The sequence below is a fragment of the Marinobacter sp. LV10R510-11A genome, from assembly GCF_900215155.1.
Lineage (GTDB): Bacteria > Pseudomonadota > Gammaproteobacteria > Pseudomonadales > Oleiphilaceae > Marinobacter.
In genome coordinates this window covers 2,390,787-2,409,743 of sequence record NZ_LT907980.1, presented here as the reverse complement: position 1 = coordinate 2,409,743, position 18,957 = coordinate 2,390,787, and the positions used below count along the sequence as shown (strand labels likewise).

Sequence of the window (18,957 nt, the reverse complement as noted above, 5' to 3'; positions counted from 1 at the left end):
GGCGGCATAACCCACAGAGGTTCCCCATGAAAGAAGGTATTCACCCCAAGTACAACGAGATCACTGCAACGTGTTCATGCGGTAGCGTGATGAAGACCCGTTCTACTTTTAATCAAGATCTGCAGCTTGATGTTTGCTCACAGTGTCACCCATTCTACACTGGCAAGCAGAAGGTTATGGATACAGGTGGCCGTATTGACAAGTTCCAGAAGCGTTTTGGTGGTCGTATCGCTGGCGGTAAGAAAGAAGACTAATCCTGTCGCAGAGTTAAAAAAGCGCCTGAGGGCGCTTTTTTTGTGCATGGCCAAAAATAACCGTTTATTTCTTGATCGTACGCAATTGGCCGTATTGACTGATCATAATTTGTTCGATGGCCCCTTGTCGTTTTGGGATAGGCGCGCCATAATGTCGCGCTCCTTTAGGTAGGCTCTTGCCCCTGAAGGCTTATTATCTTTTAACGTGACAAACGGAACAGTGGCAATGTCTCAAGATCTGAAAGAAGCAGCCCTTGAATATCACGCCAAGCCGCGGCCTGGAAAGATTAGTGTAGAAATCACCAAGCCGACCGCGACCGCCCGTGACCTAGCTCTGGCATACAGCCCCGGCGTTGCCGAACCGGTTCGCGAGATCGCAAAGGACCCGGAGAACGCCTACAAGTACACTGCCAAGGGCAACCTTGTGGCGGTTATCTCCAACGGCACTGCGATTCTTGGTCTGGGTAACCTGGGCCCGCTGGCAAGCAAGCCGGTAATGGAAGGCAAAGGCGTACTGTTCAAGCGCTTTGCGGGGATTGACGTGTTCGATATCGAGGTCAACACCGAAAACCCGCAGGCGTTCATTGAAACCGTTGAGCGTATTGCCGACACCTTTGGTGGTATTAACCTTGAAGACATCAAGGCACCAGAGTGTTTCGAAATTGAGCGCGCGCTGATCGAGAAGTGCAATGTGCCCGTCTTCCATGATGACCAGCACGGTACAGCGATTGTTACAGCGGCTGGCATGATCAACGCGCTTGAGCTGCAGGGTAAGAAAATTGAAGAAGCGAAAGTGGTTTGCTTGGGCGCCGGTGCTGCTGCAATCGCTTGCATGAAGTTGTTGATCAGTTGCGGCATTCGCTCTGAAAACATCTTTATGGTCGATCGCAAGGGTGTGATCCACTCAGGTCGCGATGACCTCAATCAGTACAAGGCCATGTTCGCCAATAATACTGACAAGCGTACTCTGGACGATGCAATGGAAGGGGCTGATGTGTTTGTCGGCCTGTCAGGTCCAGACCTTCTAAGCGGTGAGCAGCTCAAGAAGATGGCGCCGAATCCCATTGTATTTGCCTGCTCCAACCCGGATCCGGAAATCGATCCGGCGATAGCGCACTCAGTTCGAGACGATCTGATCATGGCTACCGGCCGTTCAGACTACCCGAACCAGGTGAACAACGTTCTTGGCTTCCCGTTCATCTTCCGTGGTGCGCTCGACGTTCGTGCGAGCTGCATCAATGAAGAGATGAAAGTGGCTGCGGTAGATGCCATTCGTAAGCTTGCCAAAGAGCCGGTGCCGCAGGAAATCTGCGAAGCCTACGGCGCTGACAGCTTCGAGTTTGGTAAAGAATATATCATTCCCAAGCCCATGGATGTTCGCCTGCTGGAAGTTGTTCCGGCTGCCGTGGCCCGTGCCGCTGTGGATTCTGGCGTTGCTCGTAAGGAGTACCCAGCTCACTATCCGTTGAAGAGCATGGCCGACATCATCTGATCGATGACGTTATGAGCTTATAAAAAAACCGGCGGTGATCCCGCCGGTTTTTTTGTGGTTAGAAAATCTGGCGCGAGAGGTCATCCCCGTTTCCGCGTGTGCCACCCGGTCCCATATCATCCGCGGCCAGTGGCGCGGGCGCATCTTCTTCCTTGAATATCTCGAAAACACCCTCCTCGCCGGGCCTTGCACGCTCACCGGTTTCGGCGTTGATGCGGATGTTAACGATACCGTTTGGCCTGGGCATAAAGGTCGGGGGCATTCCGTCCAGCGCTACCTTCATATAGTCCATCCAGATGGGCAGGGCAGTGCTTGCGCCGAACTCTCTGCGGCCCAGGGGGGCTGGCTGGTCAAAGCCTACCCATACGGTGGTGGCAAGGTTGTGGTTGAAGCCGGCGAACCAGGTATCCCGCTGTTCGTTGGTTGTACCTGTCTTGCCTGCGATGTCATCTCGGCCGAGAGCCAGAGCACGACGTCCGGTTCCGAGTTTGACCACGTCCCGAAGCATTGAGTGCAGGATATAAACAGAACGCTCATCTGCGAGCCGTCGCATGACTCGCGTTTCCGGTGCAGCTTTTGCTGTGATAGCCCGAGAGATGTCAGTTCCGCCCGTAGGGTTTGCTGGGGCATTTTCAGTCGTGTTGCAGTTCGTGTCACAAAGGATGACTTCCGGGGCCTGGTATATTGTTTCGCTGTTAGCGTCCGTAATGCTCTGAATCAGGAAAGGCTCGACGTCGTAGCCTCCGTTGGCGATAACGGCTAGACCTCTGGCGAGTTCCATGGGTGATAGCTGTCCGCTACCCAGGGAGAGAGATAGGTCTTTGGGCATGTTCTCAGTGGGAACCTTGAGTTGCTTAAGGTAATCCAGCGTCTGAGGCACGCCGACATCCCTGAGCAGCCGGATGGAGACCAGGTTTCGTGAGCTGTATAACGCTTCGCGAAGCGTGGTAGGGCCATAGAACTGTCCGGAGGAGTTCTGCGGGCGCCATGCGGTTTCGAGTTCCGAATCATCAAACACAATCGGTGCGTCGTTGTAGATTGTTGCGGGCGTAATGCCGCTTTCCAGAGCCGCAAGATACAGGAACGGTTTGAAGGTTGAGCCAGGTTGCCGCCTGGCTTGCATGGCGCGATTGTATTTGCTCTGGCCGAAGCTGTAACCGCCGGCGAGGGCTTCAATGGCGCCTGTTTTTGTCTCGAGTGAGATCAGTGCGCCTTCAGCTTGGGGTACCTGCATGAGCGAAACCCTGACCGACTCGACAGTTCCGGGCGCGGCATTGTCTGAGGGTTCGCCTTCTGAGGGCATTGTCGGCGCGCTCGGTAGCTCCTCTACCCGAACGTAAACAACGTCACCCACGCTGACAACATCGGAGGGCTTTTCCGGTTTAGGGCCGGTCAAGTTTTCTGTTTTATAGCGCTGGGCCCACTGCATGGACTCGAACGGCATTATAGCCGGGCCAAACCGACGAACGTGGGCGCTAGCTTCGCCCTTGTCATCGTTGACTGCTGTAATAACTGCAGGCATCAGGGATTCAATTCTAGGGTAGTTCAGCATGGCGCTAGACAGGTCTCCGCCCCCCAGGGTTTCGGCATCTAGTTGGCCGATCGGGCCCCGGAATCCGTGTCTGCGGTCGTAAGCTTCAAGCCCGCTTCTGAGGGCATCTGTTGCCGTTTGCTGTTCTGTGCCGTCGACGGTCAATATAACAGTGTAGCCGTCGGTGTAGGCCTCGTCGCCAAAGCGCCCGACCATTTCGGCGCGGGCCATCTCCGCGACATAGTCGGCATCGACTTCCGCTTCAGTGGCATTGTAGGTTGCTGTAAGCGGCGCTTGGATGGCGAGCTCGTAGGCGTCGGCGCTTATGAAGCTGAGCTCCTTCATGCGGCCAAGAATCCAGTCTCTGCGGATCATTGCGCGCTGTGGATTGGCGAGCGGGTTGTAAGCGGACGGGGCTTTGGGCAGGCCTGCTAGCATGGCCATTTGCGCAAGGGAGAGCTCGTTTACCGCTTTGTTGTAATAAACGCGGGCCGCAGCGGCAATGCCGTAGGCGCGGTTGCCGAGATAAATTTTGTTCAGGTATAGCTCAAAAATCCGATTTTTATCGAGTTCACGCTCTATCTGAAGAGCGAGAAGTATCTCGCTGAACTTGCGAATAAACGTCCGATCACGTGACAAAAAGTAATTTTTTGCAACCTGCATTGTGATGGTACTGCCGCCGGATTGGATCGAGCCGGTAGAGACCAATTCGATTGCAGCCCGCGCCAGCCCTTTGATGTCGACCCCGTGGTGCTCGTAAAATCGGGAGTCCTCCGCTGCCATAAAGGCTTGTAACTGAATTGTTGGGATCTGTTCGATTGTGATCGGTGCCCTTCTCTTTTCACCGAATTCTGCTATTAATCTGTTGTCTTTGCTATACACCCGCAATGGCGTCTGGAGTTTTATTTCCAGAAGTTGTTCGACAGGGGGGAGGCCAGGACGAAGGTAAAGATAGAAGCCTGAGCCTACGATAACGGCGACACTCAGACCGGTGAGAAATAACCAGGCAAAAAGGCGAGATGTACGCAACAAATGGGACATTTTTTTCTGACAACTGTTGGATATAGGTCTATCATTTGAGAAATTGCTTTAAGTAAGGATGAGACTCTTCACCGTTGCAATCGTTCTCATTTCAAGGAGAGCGACCATTGTAGACGGAATAATGAAGAAGTTCTCTTAAATAAAAAACACATAAGTCATATAGCCGGGTGCATTTAGCCAGGTATAGGGTGAGCGCGTGGTCGGATTGTTCGGAAAGAAATCCAGTGCAGTATTGGGCGTAGATATAAGCTCAAGCTCCGTCAAGCTCCTCGAGCTGTCGAAGCAGGGAGACCGTTATAAGGTCGAGAGCTACGCCGTCGAGCCGTTGCCGGCTAACGCCGTCGTCGAAAAAAACATCACGGATGTAGAGGCCGTTGGTGAGGTTCTCAAACGGGTGGCCTCTAAGTCGCGCACCAGCGTAAAGCAGGTGGCCGTGGCCGTGTCTGGCTCTGCCGTCATTACCAAGGTCATCCAAATGGATGGTGGCCTCAACGAATTTGAAATGGAAGACCAGATAGCCCTAGAGGCAGATCAGTACATTCCATACCCCCTTGACGAGGTTGCGATTGATTTTGAGGTGCAAGGCCCTTCGGAAACGAATCCGGATCAGGTCGATGTGCTTTTGGCCGCATGCCGCAAAGAAAACGTGGATATCCGTGAGGACGCGCTCGAGATTGCCTCCCTCAATACCAAAATTGTAGATGTAGAAGCCTACGCCCTTGAGCGTGCTTATGCCTTGGTTGAGTCTCAGCTCGACTCTCAGGGCGAAGATCTTGTGGTGGCAGTGGTTGATATTGGCGCAACCATGACCACCCTGAGCGTTTTAGCGGAAGGAAAAACGGTATACACCCGAGAGCAGATCTTCGGTGGCAGGCAGCTTACCGAAGAGATCCAGCGCCGTTACGGCCTGTCTGTCGAAGAAGCGGGGCTTGCCAAAAAACAGGGTGGGCTGCCTGATGATTACGATTCCGAAGTGCTTACACCGTTCCGGGAGGCCGTAGTTCAACAGATCACGCGCGCGCTTCAGTTCTTTTTCGGCGCCAGTCAGTACAATGCGGTGGACTACGTAGTGCTCGCAGGTGGTACTGCTTCGATTCAGGGGCTGACAGAAATGGTGGAAGAGAAGACTGGAACGCCGACATTGGTCGCGAACCCGTTTGCAGAAATGGCGGTCGGTTCGCGGGTTAACGCATCGGCTCTGAGCAACGATGCTCCCTCGCTGATGATTGCCTGTGGTTTGGCAATGAGGAGCTTCGACTGATGGTAACGATTAACCTCAGACCCTGGCGCGAAGAGCTCCGAGCGGAGAAGCAGAAGCAGTTTGTTGTGATGATTTTGGGTGCCGCTATTATCGCGGCCGGTCTCACATTCCTCTGGAGTTCGAACCTAGACAACGGTATTTCGTATCAGCAATCCCGGAATGCATATATCGAATCTGCTACCAAAAAACTGGATGAGCAGATCCGCGAAATTGAAAGCCTCAAACACAAGCGTGATGAGTTGCTAGCCCGTATGAAGGTTATCCAGGACTTGCAAGGCAAGCGCCCGGTGATCGTTCGTGCCTTTGACGAACTGGTACGCACATTGCCAGATGGCCTTTTCTATACAGACCTGAAGAAGACGGGCGACCAGGTGAGTATCGTTGGTATGGCAGAATCGAATAGCCGAATATCAACACTGATGCGGCAGTTTGATGAATCCGACTGGTTCACCAGCCCGAACCTCTCAAATGTATCATCGGCGGATGGCCGCCGTGCGGGGTACAGTCAGTTCACTATGACTGTTCAACAAAAAACACCTGAGCCCGAAGGGGAGGATAAATAATGAGCCTCGCGGACTCACTTAAAAGCCTCAAAGAATTTGACGTCAATGATCTTGACGTTAACAACGCAGGCATCTGGCCTGCGCCCATCAAGGCCATTGTTGTTTTGATCATTTTTGGCCTGATCATGGGCGGCGGGTACTGGTTCTTTGTCAAGGATCAGTACGTGCAGCTCGATCGGGTTGAGAAGACCGAGCTGGATCTGCGCAAAAACTACGAAGAGAAAGCTTATCGGGTCGCGAACCTGGAGGTTTTCAAAGGGCAGATGGTCGAAATGGAAGAAACGTTTGGCGCACTTGTGCGGCAGCTTCCGAGTGAAACAGAAGTTCCGGGGCTGCTTGAGGATATTACCAATACGGCTCTGGGTAGCGGTTTGGCGCTTCAAGAAGTAAAACTCCAGTCCGAGAAAAAGCGCGACTTCTATTCCGAATTGCCGATCAATATCCGTGTTTCAGGCTCGTATCATGAGCTGGCATCGTTTGTAAGCAGTGTCGCAGGCCTTCCACGAATTGTGACTCTGCATGATTTAACCATTAAACCAACTGGCGGAGACGACGAGCAGCTTGATATGCAGGTTGTTGCTCGTACATACCGCTACCGGGCTGGAGAATGAGCATGGCGACAAAGCATGCGGGAAAGGCCTGGCTGGGTGTTTGTCTGGTAACACTCCTGACAGGTTGTTCCCAGGGCAGCGGTTTTTCCGATCTGGATAAGTTCATGGCAGACACTCGAGCCAAACCTCGAGGACATGTCGAGCCATTACCTGAGTTCAGCGCTTACGAGGCATTCAGTTATTCGGCAGCAGACAGAAGGGCACCGTTCGCGGCGCCAATTGATGTTCAGCTAACCATGATCGATGAAAAGCCGGTTAGTGACGTCGAGCCCAACTTGGATCGGCCAAAAGAGGTGCTTGAGAACTTTGATCTCAAAAATCTCGGTATGGTGGGCACGCTTCAAAGCGTGTCGGGAAGCCTATTTGCGCTGATCCGGGATAATACCGGCGGTATACACCGGGTTCGTTCCGGGAATTTCATGGGGCAAAGTTACGGCCGTATTATCGGTGTGAGTGAAACCCGGATCGAGCTTATCGAAATCGTTCCCAATGGCCAGGGTGGTTGGGTAGAGCGTCCTCGCTCTCTGACCCTGGACGAGGACGCTGGCTAAGGAGCGGTTGGATGAAGATTGAAAGAAAAATGCATATACAAAAAAGTTCGGGGTCGAGGCTAGCGATGTTCAGAAAACTCAATGTATACGTCAGCGTGATTGCTTTAGGGTTGTTATCCGGCCTGGCCAATGCGGTCACGTTGGAAGACGTGTCGTTTTCGTCGCTACCGGGAGAGCGCCTGGAAGTGACACTTAAATTTGATGGTCAACCACCCAAACCATCGGGTTACACCATTGAGCGCCCCGCGCGCATCGCGGTAGATTTGCGCGACACTACAAGTGGGCTTAACAGCCGAAGCATTTCGCTTGGATCTGGTAATGCCCAGAGCATGACCGTGGTAGAGACAAAGGATCGCACTCGCCTGATTTTTAACCTGATTGAGCTTGTGCCTTACGAGACAGTCCGCAATAACGACTCTCTTGTGATGACCATTGGTAGTGATTCCGCAGCTGCTCCGGCTACAGCCAACTCAACTGGAACAACGGCGGCTACGCAATCGGCTTCTACGCCTGATACGCTAGCCGGCGTTGATTTCCGCCGCGGCAACAACGGCGAAGGGCGCGTTATCATAGATTTGGGCAGCCCTAGGGTACCCGTTGACCTTTCTGAGTTGGGCGGCAAGATTCGCCTTACAATGGACGGTATTGCGGTACCTGCAGACCTGCGTCGTCGCCTTGATGTCACCGACTTTGCAACACCTGTAAGTCGCATTGACACCTTCGTTGAAGGCGGCAATGCGGTGGTTGAAATTCGCCCTGAAGGCAATTACGACTACATCGCTTATCAGTCTGGAAGTCAGTTCACAGTGAGCGTCGAAAAGCTGACTGAAGAGGAAGCGGAATCACGCCGTGAACAGAAGTTCCCGTACTCTGGCGAAAAGCTCTCCCTGAACTTTCAGGACATTGAAGTGCGCTCCGTACTGCAGCTTATCGCTGACTTTACCGGGCTGAACTTGGTAGCCAGTGACACAGTAAGCGGCAGCATTACGCTGCGATTGCAGAATGTGCCTTGGGATCAGGCTCTGGATCTTATTCTGAAAACCAAGGGGCTGGATAAGCGCCAAATCGGTAATGTTTTGCTGGTTGCGCCGGCCGATGAAATCGCCGCCCGTGAGAAACTTGAACTGGAAACGACCAAGCAGATTGCAGAACTTGCACCGGTTCGGTTGGATATCATTCAGGTTAACTATGCCAAAGCTGGCGATATTGTTGGGCTTATCAAGGAAGACAAAGAGCTTATCACTGACCGTGGTTTTGTGTCCTCTGATGTGCGTACCAACACCATCAGCGTTCGTGAAAGCACTGGCAAGCTGGAGGAGATTCGTCGTCTCGTGTCTACCTGGGACGTACCGGTTCGTCAGGTCTCTATCGAAGCCCGCATTGTGCGCGCTCAGACAAACGTGGCAGAAAACCTAGGTGTTCGCTGGGGTGGTGCAGGCTACGATGTAAGCGGGAACAACGTATTCTCTGTGGGTGGTTCTCAGGGCGCTGTGGGCGAAGCACGTGATGCCGCAGGTGGCGGTACGGGTGGCATTACCTTCCCAGGCGCGCTGGCTGTTGATCTGGGTGTAAGTGGCGATGGCGCTTCTTCCTTCGCGGTAGGCTGGGGCAGCAAAAACTTCCTGGTAGATCTCGAGTTGTCAGCGCTTGAAACGGATGGTCAGGCGGAAGTTGTCTCTCAGCCGCGAGTGGTAACTGCAGATCGCCAGACAGCCTCTATCAAATCGGGTGAAGAGATTCCGTATCAGGAAGCCTCATCCAGCGGCGCGACCTCCGTATCGTTCAAAGAAGCCGTGTTGTCTCTTGAAGTGACCCCGCAGATTACACCGGACGACAAGATCATCATGGATCTGATGATTAACCAGGATTCTCGCGGTGAAGTGACTGGGGGCATTCCTTCTATCAACACCAACGAAGTGACCACGCAGGTGTTGGTTGGCAATGGCGAAACAGTTGTTCTGGGCGGCATTTTCCAATCAGAAGTCGCCACCCAAACCACTAAAACACCGTTCTTGGGCGACATCCCTTACCTTGGGCGTCTGTTTAAGCGCACTGAGCACATTAACGAGCGCAGTGAGCTGCTGATCTTCATCACACCGAAGATCATCAAGAACGACTTGGTTCAATAACAAGGTCTTAGCAAAAAAAGCCGCCGCGATAAAACCGGCGGCTTTTTTGTGTCTGTATGGTCCGTGATGCTAACCCTGAAGCTTATGCAATCTGTAGCCCTGTGATATTCTCACCCGCCTGAACATTATTGAGCGGAAGTTATGTCTTTGCCCAAACGCGTTGTCTTGATTGGCCCAATGGGCGCCGGTAAAAGTACGATTGGCCGGATGCTCGCCCGAGAGCTGGGGTACCGTTTTCTTGATTCTGACCGGATCATCGAGGCGCGTTGTGGAGCAAATATTCCCTGGATATTCGATGTTGAAGGAGAGGGCGGCTTTCGGCTGCGTGAAACAGCGATGCTGGACGAGCTGTCTGCGGAGCCGGAGTCTGTTTTGGCCACCGGTGGTGGCGCGGTTATGCGGGCCGAAAACCACCCGCTGTTGAAAAAAGATGCGGTGGTCATCTACTTACGCACATCGATAGAGCAACAGGTGGAACGCACCCGTAAAGATCGGAACCGGCCATTGCTTCAAAACGACGATCCTGAAGGCGTTTTGCGCCGGCTGTTTGCGGTCAGGGATCCGCTATATACCGAACTTGCCGATATTATTATGTATACAGATCGCAAAAGCCCCCGGCTTGTGGTTCGACAGCTTGTTAATCGAATAAATCCGAAAACGCCGAAACAACAAAGGCAAGTACGTAAGGAAGGCCGTAACTATGTATAACCTGCTTCATGAACTCCCGGTCGATCTGGGAGAGCGCAGTTACCCCATTATGATCGGCGAAGGCATGTTGGGGCAGTACGACCTTTCTGGTTACGTTGGCGGCTCTCAAGTAATGATTGTGACCAACGATGTGGTCGGTCCTTTGTACCTTGAGCAGGCCAAAGCCAGCTTTCCCGGCAAGGCGGTGGATACCGTTGTGCTGCCGGATGGCGAAAAACATAAAGACTGGCAGACGCTGAACCTGATTTTTGATGCCTTGCTGGAAAAGCGGCACACCCGAAAAACCACACTGGTGGCGCTGGGCGGCGGTGTTGTGGGCGATATGACTGGGTTTGCGGCGGCTTCCTACCAGCGCGGCGTGCCGTTTATACAGATCCCAACCACGCTGTTGTCCCAGGTTGATTCATCTGTGGGTGGCAAGACCGGCATTAACCACCCGCTCGGGAAAAACATGGTAGGGGCTTTTCACCAACCAAAAGTGGTGATGATTGATACCGATACGCTGCAGTCTCTGCCGCCGAAGGAAGTGTCTGCGGGGCTTGCTGAGGTTATCAAGTATGGCCTGATCCGTGACACCGCTTTTCTGGGCTGGTTGGAAGGGGCAATTGAGCAGTTGGTAGCCTGCGACAGCCAAGCTCTGGCAGAAGCTATATTGCGCTCATGCGCCTGCAAGGCGGATGTTGTGGCGCAGGATGAACGTGAGAACGGGCTCCGGGCTACGCTAAACCTTGGTCATACATTTGGCCACGCCATTGAGACCTTTGCCGGCTACGGCAACTGGTTGCATGGAGAGGCGGTGGGCACGGGTATGATCATGGCAGCTGATCTATCGGCACGGGAAGGTTTGATAAGCCCGGCTGATTACGATCGCGTTGTGCACATTATTCGTAGGGCCAGCCTGCCAGCGCAGCCGCCGATGGAGATGACGCCCGCAGACTTCATGAGCCTGATGGCCGTTGATAAGAAGAACATCGACGGCAGGTTAAGGCTTGTATTGCTTCGTTCCGTTGGCGATGCGGTGGTTACATCGGAGGCGTCTCCGGAAAACCTCACGGCGACGCTTAATGCATTCTGCCAGCAGGAAAGCTGAGCAGACGTTGTAACATTGAACAGCAAGGACTTTTTGTGACTGACGACAGCTTTAACAGCCTGGATGGTGGAGGGTTATTCCCCAGACTACAGCAGCGATACGGTCTGAGAGATAACCCATTGGAAATGGATACGCCGTTCTTTCCGGATGGCATGCGCCATCACGCCTTGGAAGCGCTCCGTCATCTTTGTGGCTTTGGTGATATGGCACTGTTGCTCACTGGCGCCCCTGGCTCAGGCAGGAGCCGGTTGTTGGCAGAGTTGGTGCGCAGTGAATCGTCACGGTTAGGTTTTCATCGCCTGTCTGCGGCTGCCATAACAAGCTCCAGTGCACTGGCAAGAGACCTTAAGCAGGTAGCCCGCTCTGGTGCAAGTTCAGACGACAACCCCCGTGAAGCCGTGTATCGCTTTTTTCGGTGGTCGGAAGGCAGAGTTGGTAAGGGCCAGCGAATGGTGTTGCTCATTGACGATGCCGATCGTGCTCCGCCTGAGCTCCTGAGACTGATCCTTGAGGGCTTTCTGGCTGCTGACCGTGCTAAGGCAGCGGTTCCGGTATTCGTCGGTGAGGATCGTCTTGTCACGCTTCTGGGCCTCGAGGATTCATCGGTAGCTGTTCACCAGGTTCACTTGCGCCCACTTACTAGGGAGGAAGTGTTCTCCTACCTTGAGCCGCGAGTGCACAAAGCCGGCGGCAAGGTGAACGAACTCCTGAGCCCTGCGCGGCTTGCCCGAATACACGACCTCAGCCATGGCAGCTTTTCCCGGTTGAAAAGAGTAACGCCCGGCATTTGGCTCGACATTGTTTCTGAGGCTTCAAAGCAGAAGCGCTGGCCGAGTTTCAATTTTAAGCAGCTTCGCTTGCCTGCATTGGCACTCCTGCTTTTGGGGGGTTCTTGGTGGTTTGTATCCCAGCAGTACGACGAGACAGTCGCTTTGGAGCAGGAGGCCATCCCGAAACCCGAGCCGGTGCGTAAGAGCATCACTATAGGCCCCCAAGTGGTAGAAGAAGAGGTGCCGGAAGATGCGGAGCCAAACGAAACACCCCAGCCATTGACAGAACTTGAAACCCCGCCCGAACCTGAACCTGAACCTGAACCTGAACCTGAACCCGAACCTGAACCTGAACCTGAACCCGAACCTGAACCTGAACCTGAACCTGAACCTGACTTTATACCAAAAAACGCCAGTAAGTATGTGGGCATAGCGCAGCTGCGCAGTCGCAGCCAAGGCTGGACGATTCAGCTGGTGGCTGGAAACCTGGAGCAGACAGCGCTGAACGTTATTTCCCGCTATCCATCTCTGGATGAGATGGTTTACACCATGGGTGAGCGTAAGGGCAAGCCGTGGTTTATGGTGTTTTATGGGGACTATTCTTCTAGGGAAGAGGCCCAAAGAGTAGCCTCGCGCCTCCCCGATGCACTAATTTCGCGCACTCCTTGGGTGCGGACAACCGAAGCTTTGTGATCAGATAGTAAAATAGCAGATGCACGGTAACTCCCTGTTTTGTATCGAACAGGGCTTTTATCAGTGAAACCTTCCCCCAAAAGTATTGTCAAACCTCTTTGAGTAAGTGTTTATACGTGTGTACAATCATTCGCCCGTTTTTTTAATGTCGGTTGATTTTTGTGCGCTATTTTGGTGCATAAGTCGCTGATAAGAATGCATCTATATGCAAGAGGGCGCTTATGAAGTCAGGTCTGTATCACCCCGACGAATTCAAAGACAACTGCGGATTTGGATTGATCGCCCACATGAAGGGCGAGACTAGCCATAAGTTGTTAAAAACGGCCATCGAGTCGCTTACCTGCATGACTCACCGTGGCGGCATCGCTGCAGACGGGAAAACCGGTGACGGTTGCGGCCTGCTGGTTCAAAGCCCTGACGCCTTCCTGAAAAAAGTGGCAAAATTGGCATTTGGCAAAGAGCCCGGTGGGTTGTTTGCCGTTGGCCAAGTATTCCTCAGTCCCGATCCGGGCAAAGCCACCCACGGGCGCACCGCTGTCGAAAAACGACTGGTCGAACAGGGCCTTGATGTAATGGGCTGGCGTGAAGTGCCGGTTGATGACAGCTGCTTGGGCCCGATAGCTCTCGATAGCATGCCTCGGATCGAGCAAGTGTTTGTAACGCCTGCCGATAAATCGGAACAAGAATTTGCCATCAGCCTGTTTGTCGGGCGTCGCCATGCCGAGCTGGATATGGCGGATGACCCCGAGTTTTATATCTGTAGCCTCTCTCATCGCACGCTCGCCTACAAAGGCCTGATGATGCCAGCGGATCTGGCAAACTTTTACAGGGATTTGGGCGACCCGGATTTCACCACCGCCATTTGTGTGTTCCACCAGCGCTTCTCCACCAACACCATGCCGCGCTGGCCGCTGGCTCAGCCATTTCGCTACCTGGCTCATAACGGTGAAATTAACACCATTGACGGCAACCGTAACTGGGCCATAGCCCGGGCTGCCAAATTCAGCTCCCCGAACCTACCGGATCTACAAACCCTGCAGCCGCTGGTTAATTTGGCAGGCTCCGACTCTTCCAGTATGGATAACATGCTGGAAATCCTGCTGGCAGGGGGGGTGGATTTATTTCGCGCAGCGCGCATGATGATTCCACCGGCCTGGCAGAATGTCGACACCATGGACTCTGATCTGCGGGCGTTCTATGAATACAATTCCATGCACATGGAGCCTTGGGACGGCCCTGCAGGTTTGGTTATGTCGGATGGCCGTTACGCCGTCTGCATGCTGGATCGCAACGGCCTAAGGCCAGCGCGCTGGGTGGTTACCAAAGACGATTTCATTACTTTGGCATCGGAAATTGGCACTTACAGTTACAAGCCGGAAGACGTGGTCGCAAAAGGTCGTGTCGGGCCAGGGCAGATGCTGGCTATTGATACCGAAACAGGTGAGGTACTGCACACCCAGGATATCGATCAGCGGCTTAAAACGGCAAAACCCTACAAGCGGTGGCTGCGTGAAAATGCGCTGCGAGTGGAGTCAACCCTGAACCAAGCGCCTGATTTCCGGCTGATGGATACGGACGAATTGCTGGTACATCAGAAAATGTTTTTGGTGTCCTACGAGGAGCGTGACCAGATTTTGCGCCCGCTGGCGGAAAATGCCCAAGAGGCTGTCGGCTCCATGGGGGACGACACGCCCATGGCCGTGTTATCCAGCAAGGTGCGCCATGTTGCAGACTATTTTCGCCAAAAATTTGCTCAAGTAACCAACCCGGCGATTGATCCTTTGCGGGAAGCAATCGTGATGTCTCTGGAAACCTGCCTGGGGGCAGAGCGTAACGTTTTCGAAGAAACCGCCGAGCACGCTAACAGAATCATTCTGACCACTCCGGTTCTGTCACCGGCCAAGTTTCTTCGGATTGCTAACAACGAGCGCCCAGGGTTTACGGTTGCCCAGATTTCTATGGGCTATCTTCCTGAAGAGGGGCTTGAGCAGGCTATTCGCCGCGTGTGTGATGAGGCCGAGCAAGCGGTACGCAGCGGCAAAGTACTGCTCATTCTCTCGGACAAGGATCTAAAGCAGGGCGAATTGCCTGTGAACGCTTTGATGGCAACTGGAGCGGTTCACCATCACCTATCGGAAAAACGTTTGCGGTGTAATTCCAATATCATAGTGGAGACTGGCTGGGCCAGGGATCCTCATCATTTTGCGGTGCTGTTTGGCTTCGGCGCCACTGCGGTCTACCCGTATTTGGCCTATCAGGTGCTGAACGATCTGATTCGCACCGGCGAATTGCAGATGGACCCCATTGAAGCCAAGAATAACTACCGCAAAGGCATCAACAAAGGGGTGCTAAAGATTCTGTCCAAGATGGGCATCTCCACTATTGCTTCTTACCGGGGGGCTCAGCTTTTCGAAGCGATTGGCCTTGCGGATGACGTTGCCAACCTGTGCTTCAAGGGTGTGCCCTGTCGCGTTCAGGGTGCAGGGTTTATGGATTTTCAGCAGGATCAAGAGCAACTGGCATCTGTCGCCTGGAAGCCGCGTAAACCCATTGCACTTGGCGGTTTGCTGAAATACATGCACGGTCAGGAATACCACGCGTTCAATCCCGATGTCGTGGCTAAGTTGCAATATGCAGTCGCTTCGGGTGAGTACGGTCACTACAAGGAGTATGCGGCACTGGTAAACGAGCGCCCGGTGACCACACTGAGAGATTTGTTTGGCTTCCGAGAGGGCATAGAGGCCATCGGGATTTCCGAGGTTGAGCCAGTGGAGCAAATTTTCCCCCGATTCGACTCCGCAGCCATGTCCTTGGGCGCTCTGTCACCGGAGGCTCACGAGTCGCTGGCTATTGCTATGAATACGCTGGGTGGTCGCTCGAACTCTGGTGAGGGCGGTGAAGATCCAGCCCGTTATGGCACCGTAAAGCGATCCAAGATCAAACAGGTAGCCTCCGGTCGCTTTGGTGTCACCGCAGAATACCTGCGCAGTGCCGATGTGATGCAGATCAAGGTTGCCCAAGGCGCCAAGCCGGGCGAGGGTGGTCAGTTACCGGGAAGCAAGGTAAATGAACTGATTGCACGCCTGCGTTACTCGGTGCCTGGCGTAACGCTGATTTCTCCGCCGCCGCACCACGATATCTACTCCATTGAAGATCTGGCCCAGCTAATCTTTGATCTCAAGCAGGTCAATCCGCAAGCGTTGGTCTCGGTGAAGTTGGTTTCTGAGCCTGGTGTCGGCACGATTGCGGCGGGTGTCGCGAAGGCCTATGCCGATCTAATTACCATCTCAGGCTACGACGGTGGCACGGCTGCAAGCCCGCTGGCGTCCATACGCTACGCAGGTTCGCCCTGGGAGCTGGGGCTAGCCGAAACCCAGCAGGCGCTGCGTGCCAATGATCTGCGTGGAAAGATACGCCTGCAAACCGATGGCGGCATCAAAACCGGCTTGGATGTGGTGAAAGCTGCCATTCTGGGTGCCGAGAGTTTTGGCTTTGGTACCACGCCCATGGTATCTCTGGGTTGTAAGTTTCTGCGTATTTGCCACCTAAACAACTGTGCAACCGGGGTGGCGACCCAGAACGAGCACCTTCGCAAAGAACATTTCACAGGCACCGCAGTAAAGGCCATGAACTTTTTTCGCTTTGTAGCGGAGGAAACCCGTGAGTGGATGGCCATGCTGGGCGTTCGCAGCCTGGAAGAACTTGTTGGCCGTGTCGACCTTCTCGTTCGCCTGCCGGGGGATACCGAGCGACAGAAAAAACTGGATCTCACGCGGCTGATATCTAACGACCATATTCCAGCTGACAAGCCTCAAACCTGTCAGGTTGAGCGCAATCCGCCGTTCGACCAGGGTCTGCTGGCGGAACAATTGCTTGCGGCAATCACACCTGCGATTGAGGGCAAGACCGGGGGTGCGTGGAGTTACCGGGTAACCAACTGTGATCGCTCAATCGGTGCCCGTCTTTCCGGCGAAATTGCCGCGAAGCACGGAAACCAGGGCATGGCCGATGCGCCAATCACGCTGGATCTTGTGGGCACCGCCGGTCAGAGCTTTGGCGTGTGGAACGTTGGTGGGCTTAACCTAATTCTTGAGGGCGATGCCAACGACTATGTGGGCAAGGGCATGACCGGCGGCAAACTTGTTGTTAAGCCGCCCCGTGGCAGCGCCTTTAATAGCCAAGAAACGGCAATCATCGGTAACACCTGCCTGTACGGAGCCACCGGCGGCAAACTGTTTGCAGCAGGCACGGCCGGCGAGCGCTTCGCCGTTCGCAACTCCGGCGCCCACTCGGTTGTTGAAGGCGCCGGCGATCACTGCTGCGAGTACATGACTGGCGGACTAGTGACTGTGCTTGGCTCTGCCGGCGCCAACTTTGGCGCCGGCATGACCGGCGGGTTCGCTTACGTGCTGGATATGGACAATACCTTTGTTGATAAATACAACCACGAATTGGTGGAGATTCAGCGTATTTCCCGCGAAGAAATGGAAGCTTACCGCAACCATCTACGCAGTGTGATTCGTGAGCACATCTCGGAAACCGGCAGCACTTGGGCTGAGCATATCCTTGAAGATTTCGACGATTACATCGGCCGGTTTTGGCTGGTGAAACCCAAAGCTGCGAGTTTGAGTAGTCTATTGGCAAGTACCCGTGCGCGCCCTGAATAAGCTCAGTCGGTTGAGTTTGATTATTTGCCAGGGTTCAGGGTTGCCGGCAGGGGCAGCCCTTGTCGAAATTGAGTTGATGAGAGCGTCAATATGAAAGAACGACTTAGTAACGATTTTCAGTTTGTGGAAGTAGGGCGGGTAGACCCGAAGAAAGTCCCGGCGAAGAAGCGCAAGAAAGAGTTTGGCGAGATCTATCGCCCGTATACCGCCGATACGGCAGCTTCTCAGTCGCACCGTTGCATTGAGTGCGGTAATCCATATTGCGAATGGAAGTGCCCGGTACACAATTACATTCCGAACTGGCTGAAATTGGTTGCTGAAGGCAACATCATGAAAGCTGTTGAGTTGTGTCATCAGACCAACTCTCTGCCTGAAGTGTGTGGCAGGGTTTGCCCACAAGACAGGTTATGTGAGGGTGCCTGCACCCTTAACGATGGCTTCGGGGCCGTTACCATTGGCTCTGTCGAGAAATACATTACCGACACGGCTTTTGCCTTGGGCTGGAAGCCGGATGTGTCGCAGGTTAAATGGACCGACAAGAAAGTAGCGGTGATCGGCGCCGGCCCCGCGGGCCTCGGCTGTGCCGATGTGCTGGTTCGCAACGGTGTAAAACCGGTGGTGTTTGATATCTATCCGGAGATTGGTGGCCTGCTAACATTCGGCATTCCCGAATTCAAACTGGAAAAATCCGTAATGACCCGGCGGCGCCAAGTCTTCGAGGAAATGGGCGTCGAGTTTCGACTGTCCACTGAGGTGGGTAAAGACGTTCAGCTGAAGGACATCCTGGAAGACTATGATGCGGTATTCATGGGCATGGGCACCTACACCTACATGAAAGGCGGCTTTCCGGGCGAAGGGCTGCCAGGGGTTTGCGATGCCCTGCCGTTCCTGGTGTCTAATGTGAACCGTCGCCTTGGCTTTGAAAAAGACGCGGCTGATTTCATTGATCTGAAAGGCAAGCGAGTGGTGGTGCTGGGCGGCGGTGATACCGCCATGGACTGCAATCGCACGTCGATTCGACAGCAGGCCCAGAGCGTAACCTGCGCCTATCGCCGCGACGAGGCCAACATGCCGGGTTCTCGTCGCGAAGTGTCGAATGCCAAGGAAGAGGGTGTTAAATTCCTTTTCAACCGTCAGCCCATTGCTATTGTCGGCGAAGGCCAGGTTGAAGGGGTAAAAGTGGTCTCGACCGAGCTTGGTGAGCCGGATGAAAACGGCCGTCGTCGCCCAGAGGTAATTCCGGGCAGCGAGGAAGTCATCCCTGCAGACGCCGTACTGGTCGCCTTCGGCTTCCGCCCGAGCCCGGCGGACTGGTTTAGCGAACTTGCGATCAATATCGACGATTCTGGCCGTGTGACCGCCCCGGAATTGGCGGAATACGGCTTCCAAACCAGCAACCCCAAGATCTTTGCAGGCGGCGATATGGTGCGCGGCTCGGATCTGGTGGTAACCGCGATTTGGGAGGGCCGTCAGGCGGCCGAGGGCATCATGGATTATCTGGATATCTGACAAACCCTTCGATCCGGATCGGCAGGCCGGCTTGCTAAGGGTAAGCCGGCCTTTTTTATTATGGCAAACGGGGTATCATTGCCCCCG

At 54.0% G+C, this 18,957-nt stretch carries 13 protein-coding genes; 12 read left to right on the top strand and 1 reads right to left on the bottom strand.

All coding sequences use genetic code 11. From position 1 onward, the window contains the following. Window positions 1-26 precede the first annotated feature (26 nt). Both rpmE and CPH80_RS11515 read left to right on the top strand, forming a co-directional pair. Window positions 27-254, top strand: coding sequence for a 50S ribosomal protein L31 (gene rpmE, locus CPH80_RS11520; RefSeq protein ID WP_096277927.1), 228 nt, complete (start codon window positions 27-29; stop codon window positions 252-254). A 226-nt stretch (window positions 255-480) separates the two neighbouring features. Continuing rightward, complete coding sequence (locus tag CPH80_RS11515; RefSeq protein WP_096277925.1) at window positions 481-1,746, top strand: malic enzyme-like NAD(P)-binding protein; 1,266 nt, start codon at window positions 481-483, stop codon at window positions 1,744-1,746. A 58-nt stretch (window positions 1,747-1,804) separates the two neighbouring features. Here CPH80_RS11515 and CPH80_RS11510 read toward each other — a convergent pair whose 3' ends face one another. Further along, a complete protein-coding gene (locus tag CPH80_RS11510; RefSeq protein WP_096277923.1) occupies window positions 1,805-4,318 on the bottom strand; it encodes a penicillin-binding protein 1A in 2,514 nt (837 codons plus the stop codon). Window positions 4,319-4,514: 196 nt separating this feature from the next. On the opposite strand from CPH80_RS11510, the gene CPH80_RS11505 reads away from it, so the two are divergent. From CPH80_RS11505 to CPH80_RS11460, 10 genes are all read left to right on the top strand, one after another. After that, a complete protein-coding gene (locus tag CPH80_RS11505) occupies window positions 4,515-5,579 on the top strand; it encodes a pilus assembly protein PilM (RefSeq protein ID WP_096277921.1) in 1,065 nt (354 codons plus the stop codon). Next, complete coding sequence (locus tag CPH80_RS11500; protein ID WP_096277919.1) at window positions 5,579-6,142, top strand: PilN domain-containing protein; 564 nt, start codon at window positions 5,579-5,581, stop codon at window positions 6,140-6,142. Before CPH80_RS11505 ends, CPH80_RS11500 begins: the two co-directional genes overlap by 1 nt. Beyond that, window positions 6,142-6,753: a type 4a pilus biogenesis protein PilO gene (locus CPH80_RS11495; protein WP_096277917.1), complete on the top strand. Its 612-nt coding sequence runs from the start codon at window positions 6,142-6,144 to the stop codon at window positions 6,751-6,753. The genes CPH80_RS11500 and CPH80_RS11495 overlap by 1 nt, the downstream gene beginning before the upstream one ends. 2 nt (window positions 6,754-6,755) lie before the next feature. Continuing rightward, a complete protein-coding gene (locus CPH80_RS11490) occupies window positions 6,756-7,304 on the top strand; it encodes a pilus assembly protein PilP (RefSeq protein WP_096277915.1) in 549 nt (182 codons plus the stop codon). A 65-nt stretch (window positions 7,305-7,369) separates the two neighbouring features. Continuing rightward, entirely contained in the window at window positions 7,370-9,433 is a 2,064-nt protein-coding gene (gene pilQ, locus CPH80_RS11485) for a type IV pilus secretin PilQ family protein (RefSeq protein WP_096281570.1), read from the top strand. A 141-nt stretch (window positions 9,434-9,574) separates the two neighbouring features. Next, on the top strand, window positions 9,575-10,141 hold the full coding sequence (gene aroK / locus CPH80_RS11480; RefSeq protein WP_096277913.1) for a shikimate kinase AroK: 567 nt from the start codon (window positions 9,575-9,577) through the stop codon (window positions 10,139-10,141). Beyond that, the gene (gene aroB / locus CPH80_RS11475; RefSeq protein WP_096277911.1) at window positions 10,134-11,231 is read left to right on the top strand and encodes a 3-dehydroquinate synthase; all 1,098 of its coding nucleotides are present in this window, start codon (window positions 10,134-10,136) and stop codon (window positions 11,229-11,231) included. Before aroK ends, aroB begins: the two co-directional genes overlap by 8 nt. Before the next feature lie 35 nt (window positions 11,232-11,266). Next, entirely contained in the window at window positions 11,267-12,694 is a 1,428-nt protein-coding gene (locus tag CPH80_RS11470) for an SPOR domain-containing protein (protein WP_096277909.1), read from the top strand. Window positions 12,695-12,915: 221 nt separating this feature from the next. After that, on the top strand, window positions 12,916-17,361 hold the full coding sequence (gene gltB / locus CPH80_RS11465; RefSeq protein WP_096277907.1) for a glutamate synthase large subunit: 4,446 nt from the start codon (window positions 12,916-12,918) through the stop codon (window positions 17,359-17,361). Window positions 17,362-17,451: 90 nt separating this feature from the next. Then, window positions 17,452-18,870, top strand: coding sequence for an FAD-dependent oxidoreductase (locus tag CPH80_RS11460; RefSeq protein ID WP_096277905.1), 1,419 nt, complete (start codon window positions 17,452-17,454; stop codon window positions 18,868-18,870). The last annotated feature ends 87 nt before the right edge of the window (window positions 18,871-18,957 follow it).